Consider the following 19,758-nt stretch of genomic DNA (forward strand, 5'->3'; position numbering starts at 1 on the left):
ATCATGGGCTTAGCTCTTTTTGTTTGCTTGTTTTCACCACTTTTGCGGTAGCAATGGTCAATCGTTCATCATCCTGAAGTTTTTGTCCAATTTTTCGAATGGCTATTTTGGCATTAGGTATCCTACGGTTTTCGAATAACTTTACCCTTGCACGAACATCGAGTAGTTCCTCCTCCAGTAGGACAATTTGCTCCTGTAAACATTTGATTTCTGCCAGTAATTGCAATTGGTTCTGCATTAAAATGATGGCATCGTCTACCCACAGTGGAGTTTCCTCACCAATTGGCATAAGTTCAAAATCAACAGATTCGAATTGCTGCACACGCACACCAGCCACATCAACCGGTTTGCTTATGATCTTATTTATGGAGATGAAATTGCTGATATCAACCCACGAATCACTCATTACGGCTACCCAATCACGGGCGGCCAATCGATTCTGCTCAATTTGCTCCCGAATTTGCTCAATTCGCTCAGAAATGCTGTTAACACTTGCCATTAAGGATTTCTCCATGGCTTCGAACAAAGGCAACATTCTTTCCGAAACCTTTAGGATTTTCTTCTGACGAGCCCTTTCGGTTTTTGTATATTTAATTTTTAAGCCTGCCATTATTGCACCTCTTCCTTTTTTGATGGATTTACAACTGAATCAAGTACTGCAGCACCTGCATCTATATTAAATGAATTCAAGCGCCATAAAATCTGCAATTTCAGTTTATAAACCATTAGCTCTGTCATGCTAAATCTCTTTCCCGATTCAATGGAATCCAGTTCCTCCCACAGGTAGTGCATGATTTGTTTTTCACGCACCAATGGATTCCCATTGGTAACAAGTATGGGTAAACGTTCCAGTTTCGCTTGTCGGTTATGCCGTTTGGCCTTTCGCAATTCAGAAATATCCTGATATACTTCACTCAACAGGATATTTACAGCCCCGGAGCCTGACTCCGCCGTATTACTGATATCCATTTGAATATCTGTAGATTCCATAATATGAAAATGCTTACCAGACAACTGATCTTTTGCATCCTGATTAAATTCACTCAACGAAATGGGTGGTATCTCCTCAAAGCTAAGGGACGGCAAACTACTCATAAGATATACCAGGTTTGACATCGCTAGACCTCCTGATTTTTAGTAATTCGTTCCACCAGATCCTTGTTCAAAAGTGAAAACAATCCATCTTCCACATCCTGTGAACTCAAGACAAAGTGCATTCCTTTACTCTCTGAAGAATTCACTACAAGTTTGGCTTCATTCCCTTTAAATGGCTTGATCTCCACCTGCTCTCCAAATCCTTCTTTCAGTAAAAAGGATTCCATGGCATTGGCTGTATCGGAAGGAAGTTCGATGCTCTTCTTTCCCGATATTGAGTCGACCACAACTTTTAATAATTCCTCCAGGTATTGATCCTGTGTAAACAATTTATCTGATTGCTTTTTAAAGGCAATTTTAAGATTTTGGAGTATTGCAATTTTTGTAGCTTCTACCATATCGCGAGAAGCTTGTGCAATAGCAACTTCGGCATTTTTCTCTGTTTGAGAAGCTTTTAACTGTGCTTCCTCAATTATTTTCTTTCTCTCTGTTTCAGCTTCTTCAATTAAAGATTCGGCCTGCTTTTTTGCATTCTCAATAATGCGTAGCTTTTCCTCTTCGCCGGCATTTATGCCTTTCTCTTTTAGCCTGGAAACAATGCCTTCCAAATTTTCTTTATTATCCATTATAATGCCTCCTTTTTGTTTATTTTTTATTCCAGTAATCCTCAATTAACTTCTTACTCAAACCTGTTTCGGTTGGCTCAAAGTGTTTCTTTAGAATGTTCCAGCATTTGTCCAGTGCATCTTCCAATTCTATTGAGTCGCCAAAAGGTTCTTCCAGATTGTAAATAAAATCCTCACGATAACGAAGTAACTTTTGAGAAAATGCATCATTGGCCGCTCCTACTTCTGCTGCCTCATAGGCTTTCTCGGCATCTGCAAGCAAGGAAGCCATAGCTGTCATTATTGGTCGATGATCTTCTCTTGTTTTACCGTTTACCTGTTGCTTTAGGCGCGATAGCGAACGTGCCAGTTTCAGCTTTCCACCTTCCAGGAAAAACTGTCCTTCGGTGATGTAACCTGTATTGTCGGGCACAGGATCTTCCAGCGACTCCAGTGTTGTTGCTCCAATAATGGTAATCGACCCGGCCCCTTCGATATCGGCAGCCACCTCGTAACGCTTCGCCAATTCTGAATATAATGAGCCTGGATATCCTTGCAGCGAAGGAATTTGATCTTGGTAATTGGCTACATTTCGCAGAATGTTCGACCAGTTGGTCATATCGGTAAGCAGTACGAGTACGTCTTTCCCCTGGTCGGCAAATTCGCGTGCCACCCCAAGTGCCACATCCGGTAACATCAAACCTTTAATCTGGGAATCGCCTGCCAGATGGGTAAACATGATGGTTTTATCTATATTTCCTGAATTTGAAAGTTGTTCCTTGAAGTATTGGTATTCATCGAATTTTAGACCAATTCCTGCAAATATGATTACATCTGCCTGTGCTCCCTGTGCAATCTGCGACAGCAAACGATTATAAGGCTCGGTAGGGCTGGCAAAAATTGGTATTTTCTGCGATTTTACCAGTGTATTAAATACATCAATCATAGGAATACCTGTCCACAATGGCTGTTTTGGCACCAGGCGAACAGTTGGATTCAAAGTATCCAGACGGGTAGAAACCTCTTTCTCAAAAATAATTTCAGGACCATTATCGGCTACATTTCCAACTCCATCGAAGCTTCGTCCCAGCATATTGTATGAAAATCCTGCACTTAAAGGAAGTTCATGCATGCGTATTTTTGTTTGGGTACTCAGTCCCTGGGTTCCATTAAACACCTGGAAACGTGTTGAATCTTCGGTAATATTTATAGCCTTTGCAAAGGAAAGACTTTGGTTGGTATTTGCCTCGAGAAGCTCCACCACGTGATTTAGTGCTACACCTGGATTTCCTTCTACAGATATTAAAGCTTTTCCTACTTCGCTTATCTTATTTATCTCTTTTCGAATCATTTTAGGCTTCCTCCTGTTTAATAAATTGTTCTACTTTCGCTGGAAGTTCATTGATTAGCTCATCTCCCTGAGCATTACTGTTCCAATCTCTCCACCATTGACGCAATTCGTCAAACTTGGTTTTAATCAATTCTTTTAGCTCATCATCTTCCATTCCCTGTTGTGAAAATTCAATAGGACTACTAATGAGTTGTTGTACTGCATCATTTATCACTTTCAATCTTTCCGGTCGTGTACAGGCATCCATCTCATGAAATGCATCTTGTTGCATTACACAAAAATCAATGGTTTGTCCTTTTTGATAGCTCACATATTTTTCAACAGGAACCTTCTTTAAGCCGATGGTACTAATGGTTTGATCGATATCATTTGCTTCGAGAAGCGAGTGTAGCATTTTGTTTCTATCCTTCCAGGAAATAAAACTGTCGTAAACCGAGTTGGTATACACCAAAGGATCAATTGCAGGGTACTTCTTTGCATCGGCACGATCTTGCGACAAGCCCCAGAATCCACCTGTTGCATCCATAGTAGCCTGTGTAACCGGCTCCTGGAAATTACCTCCTGCAGGCGAAACGGTTCCAATAAAGGTAAGAGACCCTCCTGTTGCATGATCAGCTCCAGCTCTTTGATACATTCCCTTGATCTGGTCGGGAATGTCCATTGGAAAGGCTTCCGGTCCCGGAATATCTCCCTGACGTCCGCTTCTTTCGCGCAAGGCTTGAGCCCATCGGGAAGTAGAATCGGCCAAAAGGATAACACTGTATCCCTGGTATCGATAATATTCGCCTACGGTTAAGGCAATAAATACACTGGCTTCACGAGCGGCAACCGGCATAGAACTGGTATTTCCAAAAATACACATGCGGTTCATAAGCGATTCTCCTGTTGCAGGATCTTCCAGTTCTGCAAAATCTTTAAATACCTCAACGGCTTCACCTGCTCTTTCGCCACAGGCTGCCATAATAATGATATCTGCCAGGGCGTATTTACAAAGGGAATGCTGCAGTACGGTTTTTCCAGCTCCAAATGGTCCGGGATTTCCCACTGTTCCTCCGTATCCTACTGGTGCCAGCAAATCGATAACGCGAACACCTGTTGAAATTGGCTGGCTTGGAATGGCTCTCTCTTTAAACGGAATTGGTGACTTTACGGCATGACGAAAGGCCAGCTTTAAGGTATGACGATTATTATGAGCATCCAGAACCACCGCAACTTCCTGGGTAATATTTAATTCTTTTTTATCAACAATGCTTTCTACTCTACACTTGCCAAGGCTAAAAGGCACCAGGATTTTATGCTCCATCCTGCCTTCGGGCACCACTCCTATGGCATCTCCTCCACTTACTTCATCGCCTTCCTTTGCCAGGGGAGTAAATTCCCATAATTGCTCTTCATCAAGTGCAGGAGCTTTCATTCCCGGAGCAAGATAGGCTCCCTGTTCACTAAGTTTGTACAATGGGTTTTGAAGTCCATCCCAAATGCTGGTCAACAATCCCGGACCCAAAAGCACCGACAATGGTTGTCCTTTAAATTCAACAGAATCGCCAATTTGTGCTCCTGTTAAATCTTCAAAAACCTGCATCTCCACTATTCCCGCCTCCTTGTTTTTGGGATCGGTATCAATTTGAAGTACTTCTGCCTGAAGTATTTTACCATCTACAAAAACTTCGGCAGTTTCTCCCATGATTACTTCTCCAAAAAATCTAGCTTTAACCAATGAATCCTGAATTGAAATAAGGCTTCCTGTTCTTTTACTATTATCGTTCATAATTAAGATATTCTTATATCCAACAAGCAATTACATCTATTTTATTATCATCATTTGCCCTTTTAGAGATTTCCGGCAAAGCGATTGCTTCAAATCATTCATCCTCTCTCTTTTAGTCCCAATGGGACATTGAGGCAACTTTTCATCATCGCGCCAGGGGCAATTGTATATCTCGTATATTTTGTATTCAATCAGATCAGAAACTTAGCTTCTGCTGATGTTAAGGCATACTTTAGTTAGATTAGCCTATTGAGTTCTTAAACAGCTCTGTTGACAAAGCAATTTACAGGAAGGAATAAAGGAGGGAATATTCGATCAGATCGGAAAACTTCCATGACTTAATTATATCTTCAGCATATCAATAATTAAAGGAAGCTTTCCAAAGAAAATCAATCTCATGTACCTAAAATAATCAAATTAATTCCATGATTTTCTTTCTGATCATCACCACTTGTTTATACTTATAGCGATAGGTCTACTCATCTGATTCAAATTCATTCAGCAAGACCTCGCTGTTTTTATTTACCTTCAATAAACTGCTTACAAAACTCTCTTCCTTTATGCCTAAACTGAATATTGGTCTACTCGAATACTTTAAAAAGTCAACCAATAAACGTTCGCTCTGAGTATTACTAAACATCAAATCCTGAAAGCCTTGTACCAGCAGCATATCTGCCGATATTTTCCTGGCTTCTTCTATCAAAGCTTCATTCTTTCCCAAATTCTCTTTTTCTACAATGCTAACAGAACAGGATACTCCTTCACTCTCAATTAAATCTTTCATTAGCCTGCTCTTTTTGTAAGCCAAAGATTGAGTTAAGTCAATTTTTACTGTAAGGGCTGCCAATAGCTTAATATTGGCATTAAATATCTTTCCCAGAAGGATAGACCAGTTTAATAAGTCTCTTGATTGTCTCGAAATATCAACAGGAACCAGGATATTGCGAATTCCTTTGCTTGTCCACCTGTTGTTTACACTAATTACAGGACAGCTCGATTCCCGCACAATCTGGCTTACATTATTGCTTTTGTACCTTTCCGGCAAAGCATCAATGCGATTCCTCCTGTTTAATACAAGCAAATCGAAGGATTCATTGCTTGTGATCGAATTGATAATGCTTACATGATTTCCAACTTCAACCCTTAACTTTACATGCTCCGATATTTTCCCCTCAAAGTTCATTTTTGCAAATCTTACCAGGCGCACCATCCCCTTTTTCTCAGCCTCACTTTTAAGATCAGGCTGAAACACTTCCGAGATTCCTCCCACATTGGGTACAACGTGAAGCAAAGTAATTTCTGCGCCTAATTTTTGCTTTAAAAACAGGGCTTGATTAAATGCTGTGGTACTTTCAATTTCTAAACTTACCGGTACCAATATCTTTTTAAATCTGTTTGTTGTCATCTTAAAAAAGCATTAAAAATTTCTCACTGTAATCCCCTTGCTTTTAACAAACCATTTGTCAAAGTATGATAACAAGTCACTTTTCTTTTTTACTGATTGATCGATGTGGTAAATCGAGAGTGATTTACTACCTGGCGTTTCCTGACCATTCTCCGATCGATTTTTGGTTTTGACAGATGCATTTCCACAAGCATTTTCAAAACGCTTCATCATTTTAGCTTTTTCATCACTTGTTATGTGGTTGCTATCGAGATCTACCAGCACATTGCACTTTTGTTCTGAGCAAATTTTCTGTAAGCTGCCAAGAATCGGTGTAGATATGGTGGCCTTGTCATTTCTTACATAGATTTGATTGATTTGCTCACCAGGATTGCAATGATTCAAAATGTATAAAGTTTGATTGCTTGCTTCAACAATCTCCTTAAATCGTGGGTTGAATTGTAGATCGGAACTATTCTCTTTTAGAGAAAGAACTACTTGCCAATTTTCATTCCTGTACACATCCGATTTAAAGAAATTCAATAGGTCTCCTTCAAAAGATAGCAGTTCAACACGATCGTCCTGAAGCTGATATTCTTTAAGAACCTTATTCTTTAAGGCATTCAACTCTCCATTTGAAATGTCTTTTAATATGGGTGCAATGTCTCTAAGCATAGAAGATCCAAAAGATGGTTTTTGCCATGTTTGCATCAAATATATTTTTGAGTTTTCGCTGCATAGATATTTTAACGAAAAATCAATTGCACATGCATTTCCTTCCGTGAAGTCTGCCAATATTAGTATCCTGTCTTTGTTCATACCCTTCTGCCTTAATTTTGCTTCAAAAGTAAAAGAGGCTCGTTTCTAATGAAACAGGAAAACACCTATATTTTATGGGGGAAAACCCTACCTGATTAAATTTTTTGGCAAGAATGCCATTTGCCTAAAGGAGCTCAACACTTGGTCTGGCTGGGTTTGAACAGTTAGCAGTGAACAATTATCAATTAGCGGTTGACTGAGAGCTGTATTGATGTGATGGAGACTGAGGAATAGTTGGGGATTTGATCTCAATATAAACAAAAAGACCTGTCAGGTTTTTTGGCTAAAATTTTAAAACTCTGGCAGCATTGTTGCCATAATCCCAATCCTTTAATCGAACCATGCTATGCGGTATTTATTTTGGATTATTGATCTTCTTATTGTACAGATGCAAGACCTTGTGCCTCTGCAATATATTGATTAATGGGAGTTCGGAATTTAATTGAATTTATTCTATCTCATTCACATCTTCTACCAAAAGCTCCTCAACATCTTCAGCCCCTTCGTCGAATAGTTCGGTTTTGCCACGTTTAATGTATTGCGACAAGGCATTCCAGTTATAATCCTTCCCATCTGATTCATGTCCGTGGTTAATCTGCATATCGAACAAATGACTTAAGCCAGCTTTTTCAAATAATTCTTTCATTTGTTCATTCTCTCTTAAATTGGCATCAATAAAATTTTGTAAGGTATCTATTTTCCAATAGGAAATTTCTTCCTTACTAAGTCCGGATATTTCTCCCAATTTATCGCCCTCGGGTGTTGAATGGTGAGTTAAAAATAGGAAGGTTTTAATAATAAGTCGATTCTTATTTATAGTGGTAACAAAATACCCCAACTTACTTTCGAAATAGTATAGTGGAATTAAAATGCGTCCATTGTAAAATTCAATGTGTAAATCATGTCTCAGGTGGTAATTCATTGTCCAAACCACTTCGGTATCGTAGAAAGGTTTAAGCCTGCTTAAAACTCTATAATAGGCATGTCGTTGAATGCATACTGGCAAGTATTTCTTTTTGCCCTTGTATAAACCTTTCAAATCTTTGGTTCGTGCAAAAATCCAATTCATTTCGAAACCATTGCTAACATATCCGAGTTGAAAAACAGCCCTATTCCTTCCCTCTTCCTCATAGAAACTTTCTCTTGGTGCAATACTTTCTAAAGATGATTCCCAATTCATTCTCAATGTGGGATAATCTCTAACCTTTGCATTCAATTTTAAAATGTACACATTATCGTCGAAAAGATTTGTGGCATTGACTGAAAAAGCGTAGTGTTGAATCATTTTTACAAAATGAGTTTCAAAATCACCAATGTATTCTACCATGGGTTGAAAGGCATCCATTAAAAATTCATGGCGTTCGGGGTAATCCTTATTAAATGAGGTAATAAAGTAATTTGCCACAAGAACTTCATAATTTGTAAGTTCAATTGCTTTGCTTTTACACACACAATTCCTTGGATTTGAGAAGAAAACGTTTACAAAATCTTCAAAGAACTTTATACAATTCGATGTATAGTGCTGTTTCTTATAGGTTTTTAATTTTAGAACAAAAACGGAACACCCAAAAGCTCTTATTTTTTCTTCCTTGCTGAGTAACTTGTATGAATCGGCACAATTCATTTTTTCGCAAACTGCCTCAACAATTTTTAAATATTTCTTTCTGAGTAGGCTATTATTATAAGGAGAGTTGTTTTGCTTCCTTTTAACCTGGGGTTTTGCTTTTTTCCTCTTTTTAGCCATAAGATTCAATTTTATGGTAGTCACCTATAAAATTAACAATATAATTTAGAAACAAAGCCATTTCTTTGGATTAATAAAATATCACTGACGATTTCACCTGACAAACCCCTTAATTACTGACAATAACACAACTAACTCTTGAACCCCACAAACATTTAATCGTATTCGCATTAAACATTTTAGATCATCGAAGGATAAAGATTAACAGGATAGTACTCCCCTTTAATTGCAACAGGAGACACATTCCTGCCCTCCTTCTCATAACAACTATTCTTACAAGTGAGCTCCATTTAAAACCTCAAATGAAAATTGATCGTTGGTCCATGGTGCAGGACATCAAAATCGGTTTCAAAATCCACATCTTCATTACTGAACAAATTGGGTCCTGTAATCTTATCGCTAAACAAATAATTCAGATTGTATCCTAATGAAAAATCGATTTTACAGCTTTTTGAATTGCTGACAATAAAATTGAAATAGGCCTCCAAAGAGAAATCTATTGCCCAATGCATCACATCTTCGTTTACGTTGGCATAATTGCATTCATCCTGAAATAGTGCAATATAAATATCAGACTTCCATTTGGGCGTAATGAAATACTTTAGTCTATCCTTAAATGACAATCGTTTATCGCTACGTTCGGTTTGGGTATGTAGTAATTTGTTATTTAATACGCCCAAACCAATTCCCAGGCTATGGATGTCTTTAATTTCTGGATCTGAAATCCAATTGTACTCTACGTCTTCATCTTCCGATTTTTGATAGTAAACAATAGGAAGGTTCAGGTTTCGATATCGGACTCCCCAATATACCGCAGCAATATTTTTGATGGGATGTACTACTTTAAAATCAATTTGTGTGAATTTGGAATCAAAATCATTGGCCTCATCCAAATCTCCATTTCCATTGTATTTTTTTAAACTTGAAGCAAAGCTGGAGTTCTGAAATTCTAAAAAGTAATTGCTCTTTTTGCCAAAATATCCAAGGGCAAAACCAAGTAAATCGCTTGCCAGTCTTTCTTTTGATTCATGGGAATCGGACAAAGCCAAAACCGAAAACAAGAGCTCCACTCCTATTTTCTTTCCCCTAAGTGCAACAGTAGTAGTTTCTATCCAATTGTGTTCACTCTTTAATTTATATTCCTGACCATTGATTTTAGCTTGAAGAAAACTAACATTGTAATTGCAATACCAATAATTATTGGTTAGCTGAAAGTATTTAAAGTTATTGGGTTGATTGTAAAAGGTTAGCTTATCAGCTTTTGATGGTAAGCAAAATGATAATGCGAATAAGAGTAGTGGGAATACTTTTTTCATAGATGTATAGAATCAGTTTGGTTTGTTATGTGTGGTCAATATCAAAAACGAAATTACACACATCTGCATTGATTCAAAGCCAATTCCAGACTTAGCCAGCAAACTGTAATTGTTATTGTTTGAGCCAGGCATATCATTTAGCGAATAATGAATTCTATGGCACATTTACAGAAGCCAGGTGCCTAAATGTATTTTTAATGAATTTACATACTACCCGATACCTAAATAAAAGCTCCTTTTTTTAGTATAGTGTCAATGTAGCGTTTACGGACTATATCCAATGAAGCATACCGACAAACACTCTAAAATTTAATACCCCAACAAATATTAAAATCATTCCAAAAGGCACAAGCTATTTTTTACCAGGTAAAGCTTCATTTTAATTTAATAAATAAGTTCTGGAACTTATCAACATCACTATTGCACTTCGATAATTTAGAACCCCTTTTCGATAATTGAAAGACCAACACCTCTAATTCTGAAGAAGCAATTTGCATCATTTACTTACATTTAGAAGTCGATAAAATTAAACAAAACCCTTAGCAACAAAGGCATTTTGCAGTAATAACAAAATATTATAAAAATAACTCTAAAATCTGTTTTATGAAGTTATCAACAAACGAAAACCAGACCTTACTGGATAAAAGGATAGAATACTGGGAAAGCTTCGAACATTACGATGGAGAGATCGAAGAATTTAAGTCTATGATAGATTCTGTGTGCGACGCTGAGACAAGCCTGCACATTGAAGATACAGATGAATACTCGGAAATCAGTAGTGATTGTAAAACATTGGTAGAAAGACTTAAGAGTGTCGCAGAGAATTCGAATCAACTTAAAGATGAGATAAACCATTCTCACAATTTAATTTTTGAGCTAATTGAGTCTGGTGCTAATATTGAAGGTGAAATCAAAAAGGCAGAAAGCAACATTAAAACCTGCTATTATCTATTCTTTTTAATCATACCCTTATTGTTTATTGGCAGGTATAAAAAACGCAAATTAGACCTACAAGCAAAATTAGAAGACAAAGACAAAACAAAAACGGAATTAAAAGCTAAAATATTTGCAGCTAAAGACGAATTAGAGAAGCTAAAAACTTCTTTTTCTGAGAAAGTTATTTCTATCGAGAAATTAATAACCGATTATTTCATAAATGAATTAAACCGTTTTGCAATCAAAACCAAAGAACAACTGATTAAGAAATCGGTAGTTAATTATTACGATTGGGATGAAGCGGTTTGGTCGAAATGGACAGAAAAGGATTTTAAAATAAATTCGGAATTGTGCATTGGTAAATTTCAGGAAAAACGTACCAACCTTTCCTTTAATTTACCTGCATTGGTCCCATTTATTGGAAAGCGAAAAACAATAATACTTGAATCGGCAACAGGCAATTCGAACCAGGCAAAATCCTTATTCGAATCCTTAATTATGCGAATTGCCCTTACCCTACCTCACCAGGTATCTTACACTTTCTTGGATCCAAATGGTTTGGGTGAAACTTTTAGTTCGATAGCAAAAGACGTTGAAGTTCGCGAAAACAATGGAGATACCTATCGGGTTTTGGAGGCGTTAATGGAGGATACTCAAAGAATTATTGCTACCTATGGTTTATCTAAACAAAGACCTTTTGATTCCATTGCGGATAACATCCTGATCAATGAGAAATTCGAAATGATTTTTGTTGCTGATTTTCCCAAGCAATACGATAGACGAGAAATTGAATTGTTACAAAGAATTGCAAACAATGGTCCTACGGCGGGTAAATATGTATTTATTCATCACAATAAGAACTTTGAATTTCCACGCGAATTAAGCATGGATATTTTTGAATCGACTTACGCTCTTAATTTTAACAATTTAAACCAATATGGTGGTGGCGAGTGTGAACTGGAGTTCATTCCGGACAGCAAACCAAACGAACAAATTAAAAAGGTTTTAATTGAGAAGCTTAAAAACAGCAAACCTCCAGAGCGTAAAGTAGAATGGGCTGATGAAATTGCCCTGGAAAAAGACAATTGGTGGCTGGAAAAAGCAATCGAAAACATCGAAACCCCAATTGGGCGAAGCGGTAGTTCCGATAAGCTTAACATTTGGTTTGGAGCCAAACAATCAGAAGGTGGACGCCCTTGTGCGCATGGAATGCTGGCTGCAATGACTGGTTCTGGTAAATCCAATCTATATCATGTTTTAATCTTAGGATTAGCCATTCGATACAGTCCTGCCGAGTTGTCGATGTATTTAATAGACGGGAAAGATGGTGTAGAATTCCAATCCTACAAAAATCTACCACATGCCGAATTCATTTCATTAAAATCGCAACCCAAATTATCGCGAAGCATATTAGATGAATTATTAGAAGAAAAAGAACGTAGAAATAATCTATTCTCAGATCATGGTGTAAACGACTATGTAAATTTCAAAAAGAAACATCCAAAGGAAGTGTTGCCGCGAATTCTCTTGCTGGTAGATGAGTATCAGGAATTGTTTGAAGGAGACAAGGATGGCTTGGCTTCAAATACACTAATGGCTATTGCACAGCAGGGACGTAGTGTTGGTATCCATATGTTTCTGGGATCACAAAGATTTAATGTAGTAGGAATGCTTCATCAGGCAGCTATTATGGGGAATATCCACATGCGTATTGCCATGAAAATGTCGCTTTCCGATCGTCAGGCCTTAACAGAATTTGGCAAGGAAGGAAAACTAATTATCGGCAATTGTAACCTGCCTGGTAAAGCAGTTATTAATGATCAGAGTGGTGATGATGGAGCCAATCAATTTGGTAAGGTGGCCATTATGACAAAACCTCAGCGCGACGAACTTATCGATCAGCTAATAGTTAAATCCAAGGAAAGTGAAATATCTGAGGATTTATTGACAACCAATATATTTAATGGATCGGAACAACCGGATTTACTTGATAATCCTTATCTAAATCATTTGATCAAATCGAACGATTGGTTAAGCGAGAATGAACTTCAGGACTTTGCACGCAAGGAACTCCACAAAGGTGGTTTAGGCGAACCGGATTGGTTCTCAGGCGAACAGCCTGTTACAGGTTGGTTGGGACAAGAGTTCAACGTACGTGGTTATTCTAAAATAATTGTTCGTCGCAGACAGCGCGAAAATGCATTAATGATTGGAGATAATAATGAAGCACGTTTCGGAATGATGCTTTCCTTAATCACCAGTTTGGTCTTGAACCATAAAACTGAGAGAAATGTTTTCTATATTATCGATAAAACCATTAAGGGAGCTCCTTGGAATAAAGCACTCCGCTTTATTACCGATGACTTGTTAAGTCCATTGGGAATCAGTGTTAAATTGATATCGAAAAACAGTGAAATCAACGATATCATTCATCAAATTGACCAAGAGCTTGAACAAAGAAAACAATCTGAAGAGCCTGAAGAAGAAGCTAATATTTTCTTATTAGGGGCTGATTTAGACAAATCGGATGATTTTTGCCAGGTGCCTAATAAGTATGGTACAATGGAGGATTCTGAATTGGGTAAGTTACTGCAAAAAATCTTTACCAATGGACCTTCGAAAGGAATCTATTCGTTCTTTTCTTTCGAAAGTGTGATGTCGATGCTAAACGTTATTTCAAAACGAAATATCGATTTCTTCCGTCATCGCGTAGCATTACAAATGTCTGAAGACGATTCATTTACTTTCTTAAAGAAAAGAGATGCTTCTCGCCTGCAGCTTGATGGTAAAAAGCCTATCTGTGGTTTCTATATTGATATCAATAACAACAAATCATCATTCTTTAAGCCTTATTGCTTAAGTGACAATTTGTATCAACAGATATCAGAAATTGGTCAAACTCTTAAAAACAGGTAATTATGGGAATGGATGAAGTACATAATGTGATGAACATCTTCACACAAGAATTGGAAGAATTTAATGAATCCGTTAAAATCTCTTTTGATGACTTAAAACAAAATCACGATGCCGTTTCACCAATTTGGAACGATTCTATGCGAAAGGAATACGATTCTAAATGGTTATCGCTGGAAGAGAGAATTGAGCAATACATTGGCTCGGAAGGAAATTCCTATGTTGAGGTATTAATAGAAAAAATAGAAGCAATTAAAGGATATTTATATGGCAGTTAATGTTGATCATTTAAAAGAAGGTTTAAGAGAATATAATCTAAGCCTAAACAATCATTTGGAACAATTGCAATCTGACTTTGACTCTTTAATGGGGCATTACGCTCATTTTAAGCAAGAGTATGAAGGTCAGGCTGCAGAAGAATTTAAAACCGTTTGGGAACAAACCGCAATATGGTTTGACGACTATATTAAATCAGCTAAAAATTTAGCCTCTACATTGGAAGAAAGAGTTGATTCCCTGGATCCTATGTAGTGTATTCTGTTATGGTAATTGATTGATTTCAATTGCCATAACAATTTTAATGTATAAAGTTTTCCTCTATCCTTTTTAAATATCATTATTATGGGAATTAATAATCCGGATGTGCTTGTTCCAATTCTTGATGAGCTAGATGACAAATTTAAGCGATGGAATTATTTAGCGTCAGATATTGCCAACGAATCGGAACAACTGCAAAAAATATCATTCGACCAGCTTAGTAGCAAGAAGAACAAAGTTTTTCTTTTAAGCAACCAGGTAGAAGATGATTTTGAAGCCATTAAGAAAGTTAAAGATCAGATTTCCAACTTGGAACGTCAATGCCAAAAAGAACTGGACGAAACCGATAGACTAAAAAAACAGACCTCTAAGCTATTACAGTCATCAAAATCGGAACTCTCCTACTGGAATGAGGAATTGAAAAAAGCAATTTCCTGGTTAGAAAGGGCACAAAACAGGCTTAAGAAAGCCATGGTAAACCTGAAAAGAGCACAAGATGAAGTAGAGAGAGCTACCATTGAAAAACAGAGAGCTTTAGAAAGACTCAATAGATGTGAGAGCAATTACACAAGAGATAAAGAAGGCAATAAAGTGTATCCTGACTGTAGCTATGAAAGGGGTATTTATAATGACGCGCGTGAATATTATAACAATGCGGTTTATCAGCTAAATTTGGCAAAGCAAGAAGTAGAAGCTGCCCAAGAAGAAGTGCGAAAGGCCGAAATTTGTCTTACACGTTGCAAAAAAGGTGTCGACCTTTCAGATCTGAGCGTAAAATTAGCAAGTAAATCAGATAAATTGGCTATAGAGGCCTTGGGAAAAGCCGAAAAATCAGAGGAAGAATGTCATTCAGCTAAGATGCACGCTCGAAATGCAGAAAACATTGCTTTCGAAGAGAAAAAGCAATTGGAAAAAGCCCAAAGTAGTGTAAATAGAGCATCGGAACAGTATGAAGAATCGGAACAGAATTCGAAAAGTGCATTGGAATTAAACGATTCTGCTCAAAACTATTGCTCAAAAGGGACTCAAGAATTAGAAGTCCGTGTTGATTATTTAAGAAAATTTGCAAACTCGGTTAGCATACATCCGAAAAAGACAAATTACAATTCTAATTAATCCGCGCAAAAAGCTCATAAGCCGTAAATCATGGATAAATTAACAAAAAACATAGAACTCCAACTTTGGGATTTTGGACAAAACACCAGAACACTTCAGGAATCGAGACAGGAAATAGCAAGTGGATGGGAGGATAATGCTTCTCGCGAGCTCAACTCACGTTTCTTTAATCCACATGAAAACGATTCAGAGAAATCAATCCGTTTTCTTCATGATCAAGTAGATAATGTAAAACAAATGGAAAATGAGTTCGTGATTATTGAAACTGCAGTTGAAGAGGCCAATAGACTATCTGGTGAAATCGATAGCTCACTACAATACAGTAGAGCAGATATCAAACATTCCTATCATACATTAGATGAATGTATTTATTCCAAGAACCGATCTCTTGATTACTGTAAAAACACTCAGGACAAATTGAATAAATTGGCAAAATTGAAGCAATTGCATAATTCTGGAAAATATTAATACATCAAAAACATTGGTTTAGCTGAATTGCATAAAAAGAAAATAATTTGCCAAAACTAGTTAATAAGCTAGTAGACGATACGATACTAATAAGAAAAGGAGGTGCTATTACACCTCCTTCTTCATTTATCCCTTTACTACAGCCAAATGTTCCAGTTCTACTCGAATTTTCACCAAGTCTTTTGGGTTTTCCATTACCTGATGGATGTCTTTATAGGCACCGACATAAAATCGTCGCAACTGCAAATCTTAATAGATCTGGAATAACCTTTGCGACGAAATAAATTTGGAATTTAATTTGTCCTCACCAAACAGACCACTAATCTTTGCACAACTTCCTCCTTATAAAAGGGAAAAGAACGCGTAATGTAGAAAAAATGCATGCCCCATATTTTTCATTTGCCTGAAAGGCATACATCATTCTAGCCCAGGGCAAGGGAGAGAAAGCGACCGCCGCCCTGGGTTTATAGCACCGTCATGAAATCGTCGCAACTGCAAATCTTAATAGATCTGGAATAATAACTGCGACGAAATAAAATTGGAATTTAATTTGTCCTCACTCTAAAAAACACTTCCGCCTCTACCCTTCTCCCTAGTTTTAAAACACTAACACCTCACATAGTTACAAATGGATGTATTTACCTGATAAACAAGCAAAATTAAAATATTACTTACGCTTTTATTTGGAAATTAAAGAAATAATTCTCTAAATTTATATAACAATTCAACCAAGAAACTACACGAGTAGTAAATCATAAGTGGAATAGATTCTACTATATACTTTAAATACCGAAAAGACCTTCGGGTCGGTGTATTTTACATTTGCTGAATGACTCCCTCGATTCCGTTTTGCATCGGAACTTCGCTGTTAGCAATATTTAAGCTCCTATTTATTGGACCTGCATGATCTGCAGATTGGTGTAAATGTGCAAGAAATGGAAGAATACACTTCCAGAGAGCAGGAAAGCCAAAAATTACCAGAGGTAAACCCTTCCAGAATGGAAATAGGAAGTCCATAAGTGGAAATAGATCCTCCGAGAATAGAAATAGATCCAACAAAAAAAGAATTAAACTGTACGAAAATGAAAATAAATCGATCCAGAATGAAGGAAAATCGATTCAGGATGGAAGAAAATTGATTCTGAATGAAGGAAAATCAATCCAGAATGAAGGAAAATCAATTCAGGATGGAAGAAAATCGATTCAGAATGGAAGAAAATTGATCCAGATTGAAGGAAAATCAATTCAGAATGGAAGAAATTCGATTCTGAAAGGAAGTAAATCGATTCCGATCCTAGGAAAATGGAAGAAGTCGGTTGCTGATTCGAAAATGTGTAAGGGATTAAAAACGAAATAATTTACTATTGTTTTAATTTGGAGTAAACTACTTAAACTTTATAAAAATGAACAGAGCCAGTAATTTAAAATTAGATTCTTATTTGCAAACACAAGAGGCTTTGAGCCAGAATGTGAGCATTTATGAAAGCAATGTGAGCATCAAAGTCCAGGTAGATCAATTTACTTTTGATTTACAAGGCTTGTTGAAATTGAAAGAGGAAGCAGATCAGTCCATAAAGTGGTTGATTGATGAAAAAAATACCATTAAGAAAGCTTTGGAGCTGAAAGTCTATACTCTTTCCAATGCCTTGGTCTGTTTTGCCAACTCGGTATGCGATAGCGAGATATTGGAAAAGGCATATGTTTCGAAAAAGCACTTAAAGCGGCTCAACGAATTGGATCTGATTGATTATTACAAGCAAAGCATCGACATAGCCAAAGAGCATATAGCAGCTTTGGAACCCTTTGGCATTAGCAAAGCAATTGTTGCAGATGTAGAGAAGGATTGCAAAACCTTTGAGCAAAAGCGATTCAAGCTGCTTGCTTTAAAAGAGGAGAAGGCCAATGCAAAAAATGAATACAGAATGCTACAGAAGAAGATCAATCAGCTTTTGAACGGCAAGCTAGACCATAGCATAGAGAATTTACGCTCTCTCCATCCCGATTTTGTGAAATACTATTTTGCTACCCGACAAAAGAGCAAAGAGATACAACATCATTTCGATGTGTTGGGCTACCTAAAAGACAAAGCCACAGGCGAACCCATTGCCCTGGGCAAGGTATGGGTGGAAGGTTTGGACCTATCTACGCACATTACTGCCAAAGGAAGCTTTCGATTTAAAGATTTTCCTGAGGGGGAATACCAACTGATTGTAGAAAATATCAATTACAAAAGCTTGTGCGTGCCCATTCGCCGCTACAAATCGGAACAAAGCAAAATGTATTTGGAAATGGAAGCCATTCCCTTAGAAGCTGAAACTTCGGTGTAATCAACATACAAATATAGTAGGTGTTTTATCCCCTGCTAAGCTTCGAATTGTACCTAAAAGGAAGCAAACAAAACCAAGCTGTGGCAGTAATGTCAAAACTTGGTTGATATTCCATCATAATTATATAGATTGATTCTAATTTTCTTCCTGAATAGTGCGCAAATACCAGTTTATGGGTAAAATAGATAATTCTCTTAAAATTTATTACTGTAAAATATTTGCTTTAAAAATGATTGTTTATAAATTTGATTTTCACCACACATGAAAATGATGTGAAAAGAACAAAGGAAAGATTTGCCAGATGTGAAAATGAGCATGGGACATGAAGCTAGTAGTGCAACTGAGCGTTATACTCATGTTGCAAAAAGCGAAATTTCAAAGTTTAAAAAACCAATAGGTAATATTTTTAATCACTCTACCTAAAGGTTGGGTTAGCCACCCAAACTTAATAAATAAACAAAATGATATAATCTAAATAAACCAACTAGGTTGGGTTAGCCCAACGTTGGCGTGCATTAAGAAAGCATACAAATATGTATGTTGGTTTTAAATAATGAGCTTATCGATTTAAATTTGCGGTAAATAATAATATTGAAAAAATAAAATGCTAGATTTTCATAAACTAAAGAATTCAATAGAAAAGGGATTATCAAACTCAGTGTATTTAAGTAAAGAGTTAAGTGGTGAAATAAACGGTCTTATAACTGCTGAATATTTTATAACTACAAATATCGCACTTGCAATTAACAGTGATTTCAATAAGAACTCGAATAACGAGTATTCACAATTCCTAAAAATTGTCATAGAAAATAGAGTGAATGAATTCTATGACAAGTCATTTCCTGAATTTAACAAAGACTTGTTTAATATGGAATTGTTTAATGCAAGCAACTTAACATTAAAGAATCAGAATTTAAGATATAAACGAGGGAAGATTGATATTGGTATTTATTCAAACAACAATACTCCAATTACGCTAATAGAAGTGAAAAAATATTCTCCAACTCCAGCAGAATTCGGAAAAGATTTAAATAGGATTAGAGCTATAATAGATAATATTGAAAACACAGGAAGCTCTATAATATCAAAAGGATATATTGCTTTTGCTTTCCAAAATGATAAAAGATATAAAGGAAGTCCTAAAACAAGAACTAATAAAACGATCAACAAATATGAAAAAATAATTAAACAAAACGGGTTAAAAGATAGAGTCTCTATTTCAAAATATATTTTTTCTAATTCTTATAACGGAGATTTAGAAAGGGATGATTATGCGATTAATGATAATCATTTTTTTGGTGGTTTGATAGTTGAAATCAATGAAAAAACGTTGCCCAACAGCGGGTCATAGCGCATGCCGCGGTTTGGCTCGGCTGGAT

The 19,758-nt window shown here is 36.7% G+C and carries 18 protein-coding genes; 9 read left to right on the forward strand and 9 right to left on the reverse strand.

Features of this window, described 5'->3' with window-relative positions; genetic code table 11:
* Position 1 precedes the first annotated feature (1 nt).
* The 9 genes from BXY64_RS17690 to BXY64_RS17730 all read right to left on the reverse strand — a co-directional run bounded on the left by BXY64_RS17690 (position 2) and on the right by BXY64_RS17730 (position 10,082).
* Positions 2-610: a V-type ATP synthase subunit D gene (locus BXY64_RS17690; protein WP_120241306.1), complete on the reverse strand. Its 609-nt coding sequence runs from the start codon at positions 608-610 to the stop codon at positions 2-4.
* Positions 610-1,095, reverse strand: a complete 486-nt coding sequence (locus BXY64_RS17695) for a hypothetical protein (protein WP_147376033.1) — start codon at positions 1,093-1,095, stop codon at positions 610-612. Before BXY64_RS17695 ends, BXY64_RS17690 begins: the two co-directional genes overlap by 1 nt.
* 23 nt (positions 1,096-1,118) lie before the next feature.
* Positions 1,119-1,721 (reverse strand): hypothetical protein, encoded by a 603-nt coding sequence (locus BXY64_RS17700; RefSeq protein WP_147376034.1) that lies wholly within the window; start codon positions 1,719-1,721, stop codon positions 1,119-1,121.
* A gap of 19 nt (positions 1,722-1,740) precedes the next feature.
* The gene (locus BXY64_RS17705) at positions 1,741-3,051 is read right to left on the reverse strand and encodes a V-type ATP synthase subunit B (RefSeq protein ID WP_120241309.1); all 1,311 of its coding nucleotides are present in this window, start codon (positions 3,049-3,051) and stop codon (positions 1,741-1,743) included.
* 1 nt (position 3,052) lies between these two features.
* A complete protein-coding gene (locus BXY64_RS17710) occupies positions 3,053-4,819 on the reverse strand; it encodes a V-type ATP synthase subunit A (RefSeq protein ID WP_120241310.1) in 1,767 nt (588 codons plus the stop codon).
* A 475-nt stretch (positions 4,820-5,294) separates the two neighbouring features.
* Positions 5,295-6,224, reverse strand: a complete 930-nt coding sequence (locus BXY64_RS17715) for a universal stress protein (RefSeq protein WP_120241311.1) — start codon at positions 6,222-6,224, stop codon at positions 5,295-5,297.
* Positions 6,225-6,236: 12 nt separating this feature from the next.
* Complete coding sequence (locus tag BXY64_RS17720) at positions 6,237-7,022, reverse strand: hypothetical protein (RefSeq protein WP_120241312.1); 786 nt, start codon at positions 7,020-7,022, stop codon at positions 6,237-6,239.
* A 448-nt stretch (positions 7,023-7,470) separates the two neighbouring features.
* Positions 7,471-8,766, reverse strand: coding sequence for a hypothetical protein (locus BXY64_RS17725; protein WP_120241313.1), 1,296 nt, complete (start codon positions 8,764-8,766; stop codon positions 7,471-7,473).
* Positions 8,767-9,056: 290 nt separating this feature from the next.
* Positions 9,057-10,082 (reverse strand): hypothetical protein, encoded by a 1,026-nt coding sequence (locus BXY64_RS17730; RefSeq protein WP_120241314.1) that lies wholly within the window; start codon positions 10,080-10,082, stop codon positions 9,057-9,059.
* Between the two features lie 603 nt (positions 10,083-10,685).
* Here BXY64_RS17730 and BXY64_RS17735 point away from each other — a divergent pair.
* The 9 genes from BXY64_RS17735 (at position 10,686) to BXY64_RS17775 (ending at position 19,730) form a co-directional block, all read left to right on the forward strand.
* Entirely contained in the window at positions 10,686-13,934 is a 3,249-nt protein-coding gene (locus tag BXY64_RS17735) for an FtsK/SpoIIIE domain-containing protein (RefSeq protein ID WP_120241315.1), read from the forward strand.
* An 8-nt stretch (positions 13,935-13,942) separates the two neighbouring features.
* Positions 13,943-14,209, forward strand: coding sequence for a hypothetical protein (locus tag BXY64_RS17740; RefSeq protein ID WP_211334536.1), 267 nt, complete (start codon positions 13,943-13,945; stop codon positions 14,207-14,209).
* Complete coding sequence (locus tag BXY64_RS17745) at positions 14,199-14,462, forward strand: hypothetical protein (RefSeq protein ID WP_120241317.1); 264 nt, start codon at positions 14,199-14,201, stop codon at positions 14,460-14,462. Before BXY64_RS17740 ends, BXY64_RS17745 begins: the two co-directional genes overlap by 11 nt.
* 90 nt (positions 14,463-14,552) lie before the next feature.
* Entirely contained in the window at positions 14,553-15,584 is a 1,032-nt protein-coding gene (locus BXY64_RS17750; protein ID WP_120241318.1) for a hypothetical protein, read from the forward strand.
* Positions 15,585-15,614: 30 nt separating this feature from the next.
* The gene (locus tag BXY64_RS17755) at positions 15,615-16,052 is read left to right on the forward strand and encodes a hypothetical protein (RefSeq protein ID WP_120241319.1); all 438 of its coding nucleotides are present in this window, start codon (positions 15,615-15,617) and stop codon (positions 16,050-16,052) included.
* Positions 16,053-16,945: 893 nt separating this feature from the next.
* Positions 16,946-17,071, forward strand: a complete 126-nt coding sequence (locus tag BXY64_RS21615; protein WP_262706524.1) for a hypothetical protein — start codon at positions 16,946-16,948, stop codon at positions 17,069-17,071.
* Between the two features lie 116 nt (positions 17,072-17,187).
* Positions 17,188-17,409, forward strand: a complete 222-nt coding sequence (locus BXY64_RS17765) for a hypothetical protein (RefSeq protein ID WP_120241321.1) — start codon at positions 17,188-17,190, stop codon at positions 17,407-17,409.
* A 46-nt stretch (positions 17,410-17,455) separates the two neighbouring features.
* Entirely contained in the window at positions 17,456-18,379 is a 924-nt protein-coding gene (locus BXY64_RS17770; RefSeq protein WP_120241322.1) for a carboxypeptidase-like regulatory domain-containing protein, read from the forward strand.
* Positions 18,380-18,983: 604 nt separating this feature from the next.
* Entirely contained in the window at positions 18,984-19,730 is a 747-nt protein-coding gene (locus tag BXY64_RS17775) for a hypothetical protein (protein ID WP_120241323.1), read from the forward strand.
* Positions 19,731-19,758 lie beyond the last annotated feature (28 nt).

Origin of the sequence: Marinifilum flexuosum (genome assembly GCF_003610555.1) — a bacterium.
Classification (GTDB): domain Bacteria; phylum Bacteroidota; class Bacteroidia; order Bacteroidales; family Marinifilaceae; genus Marinifilum; species Marinifilum flexuosum.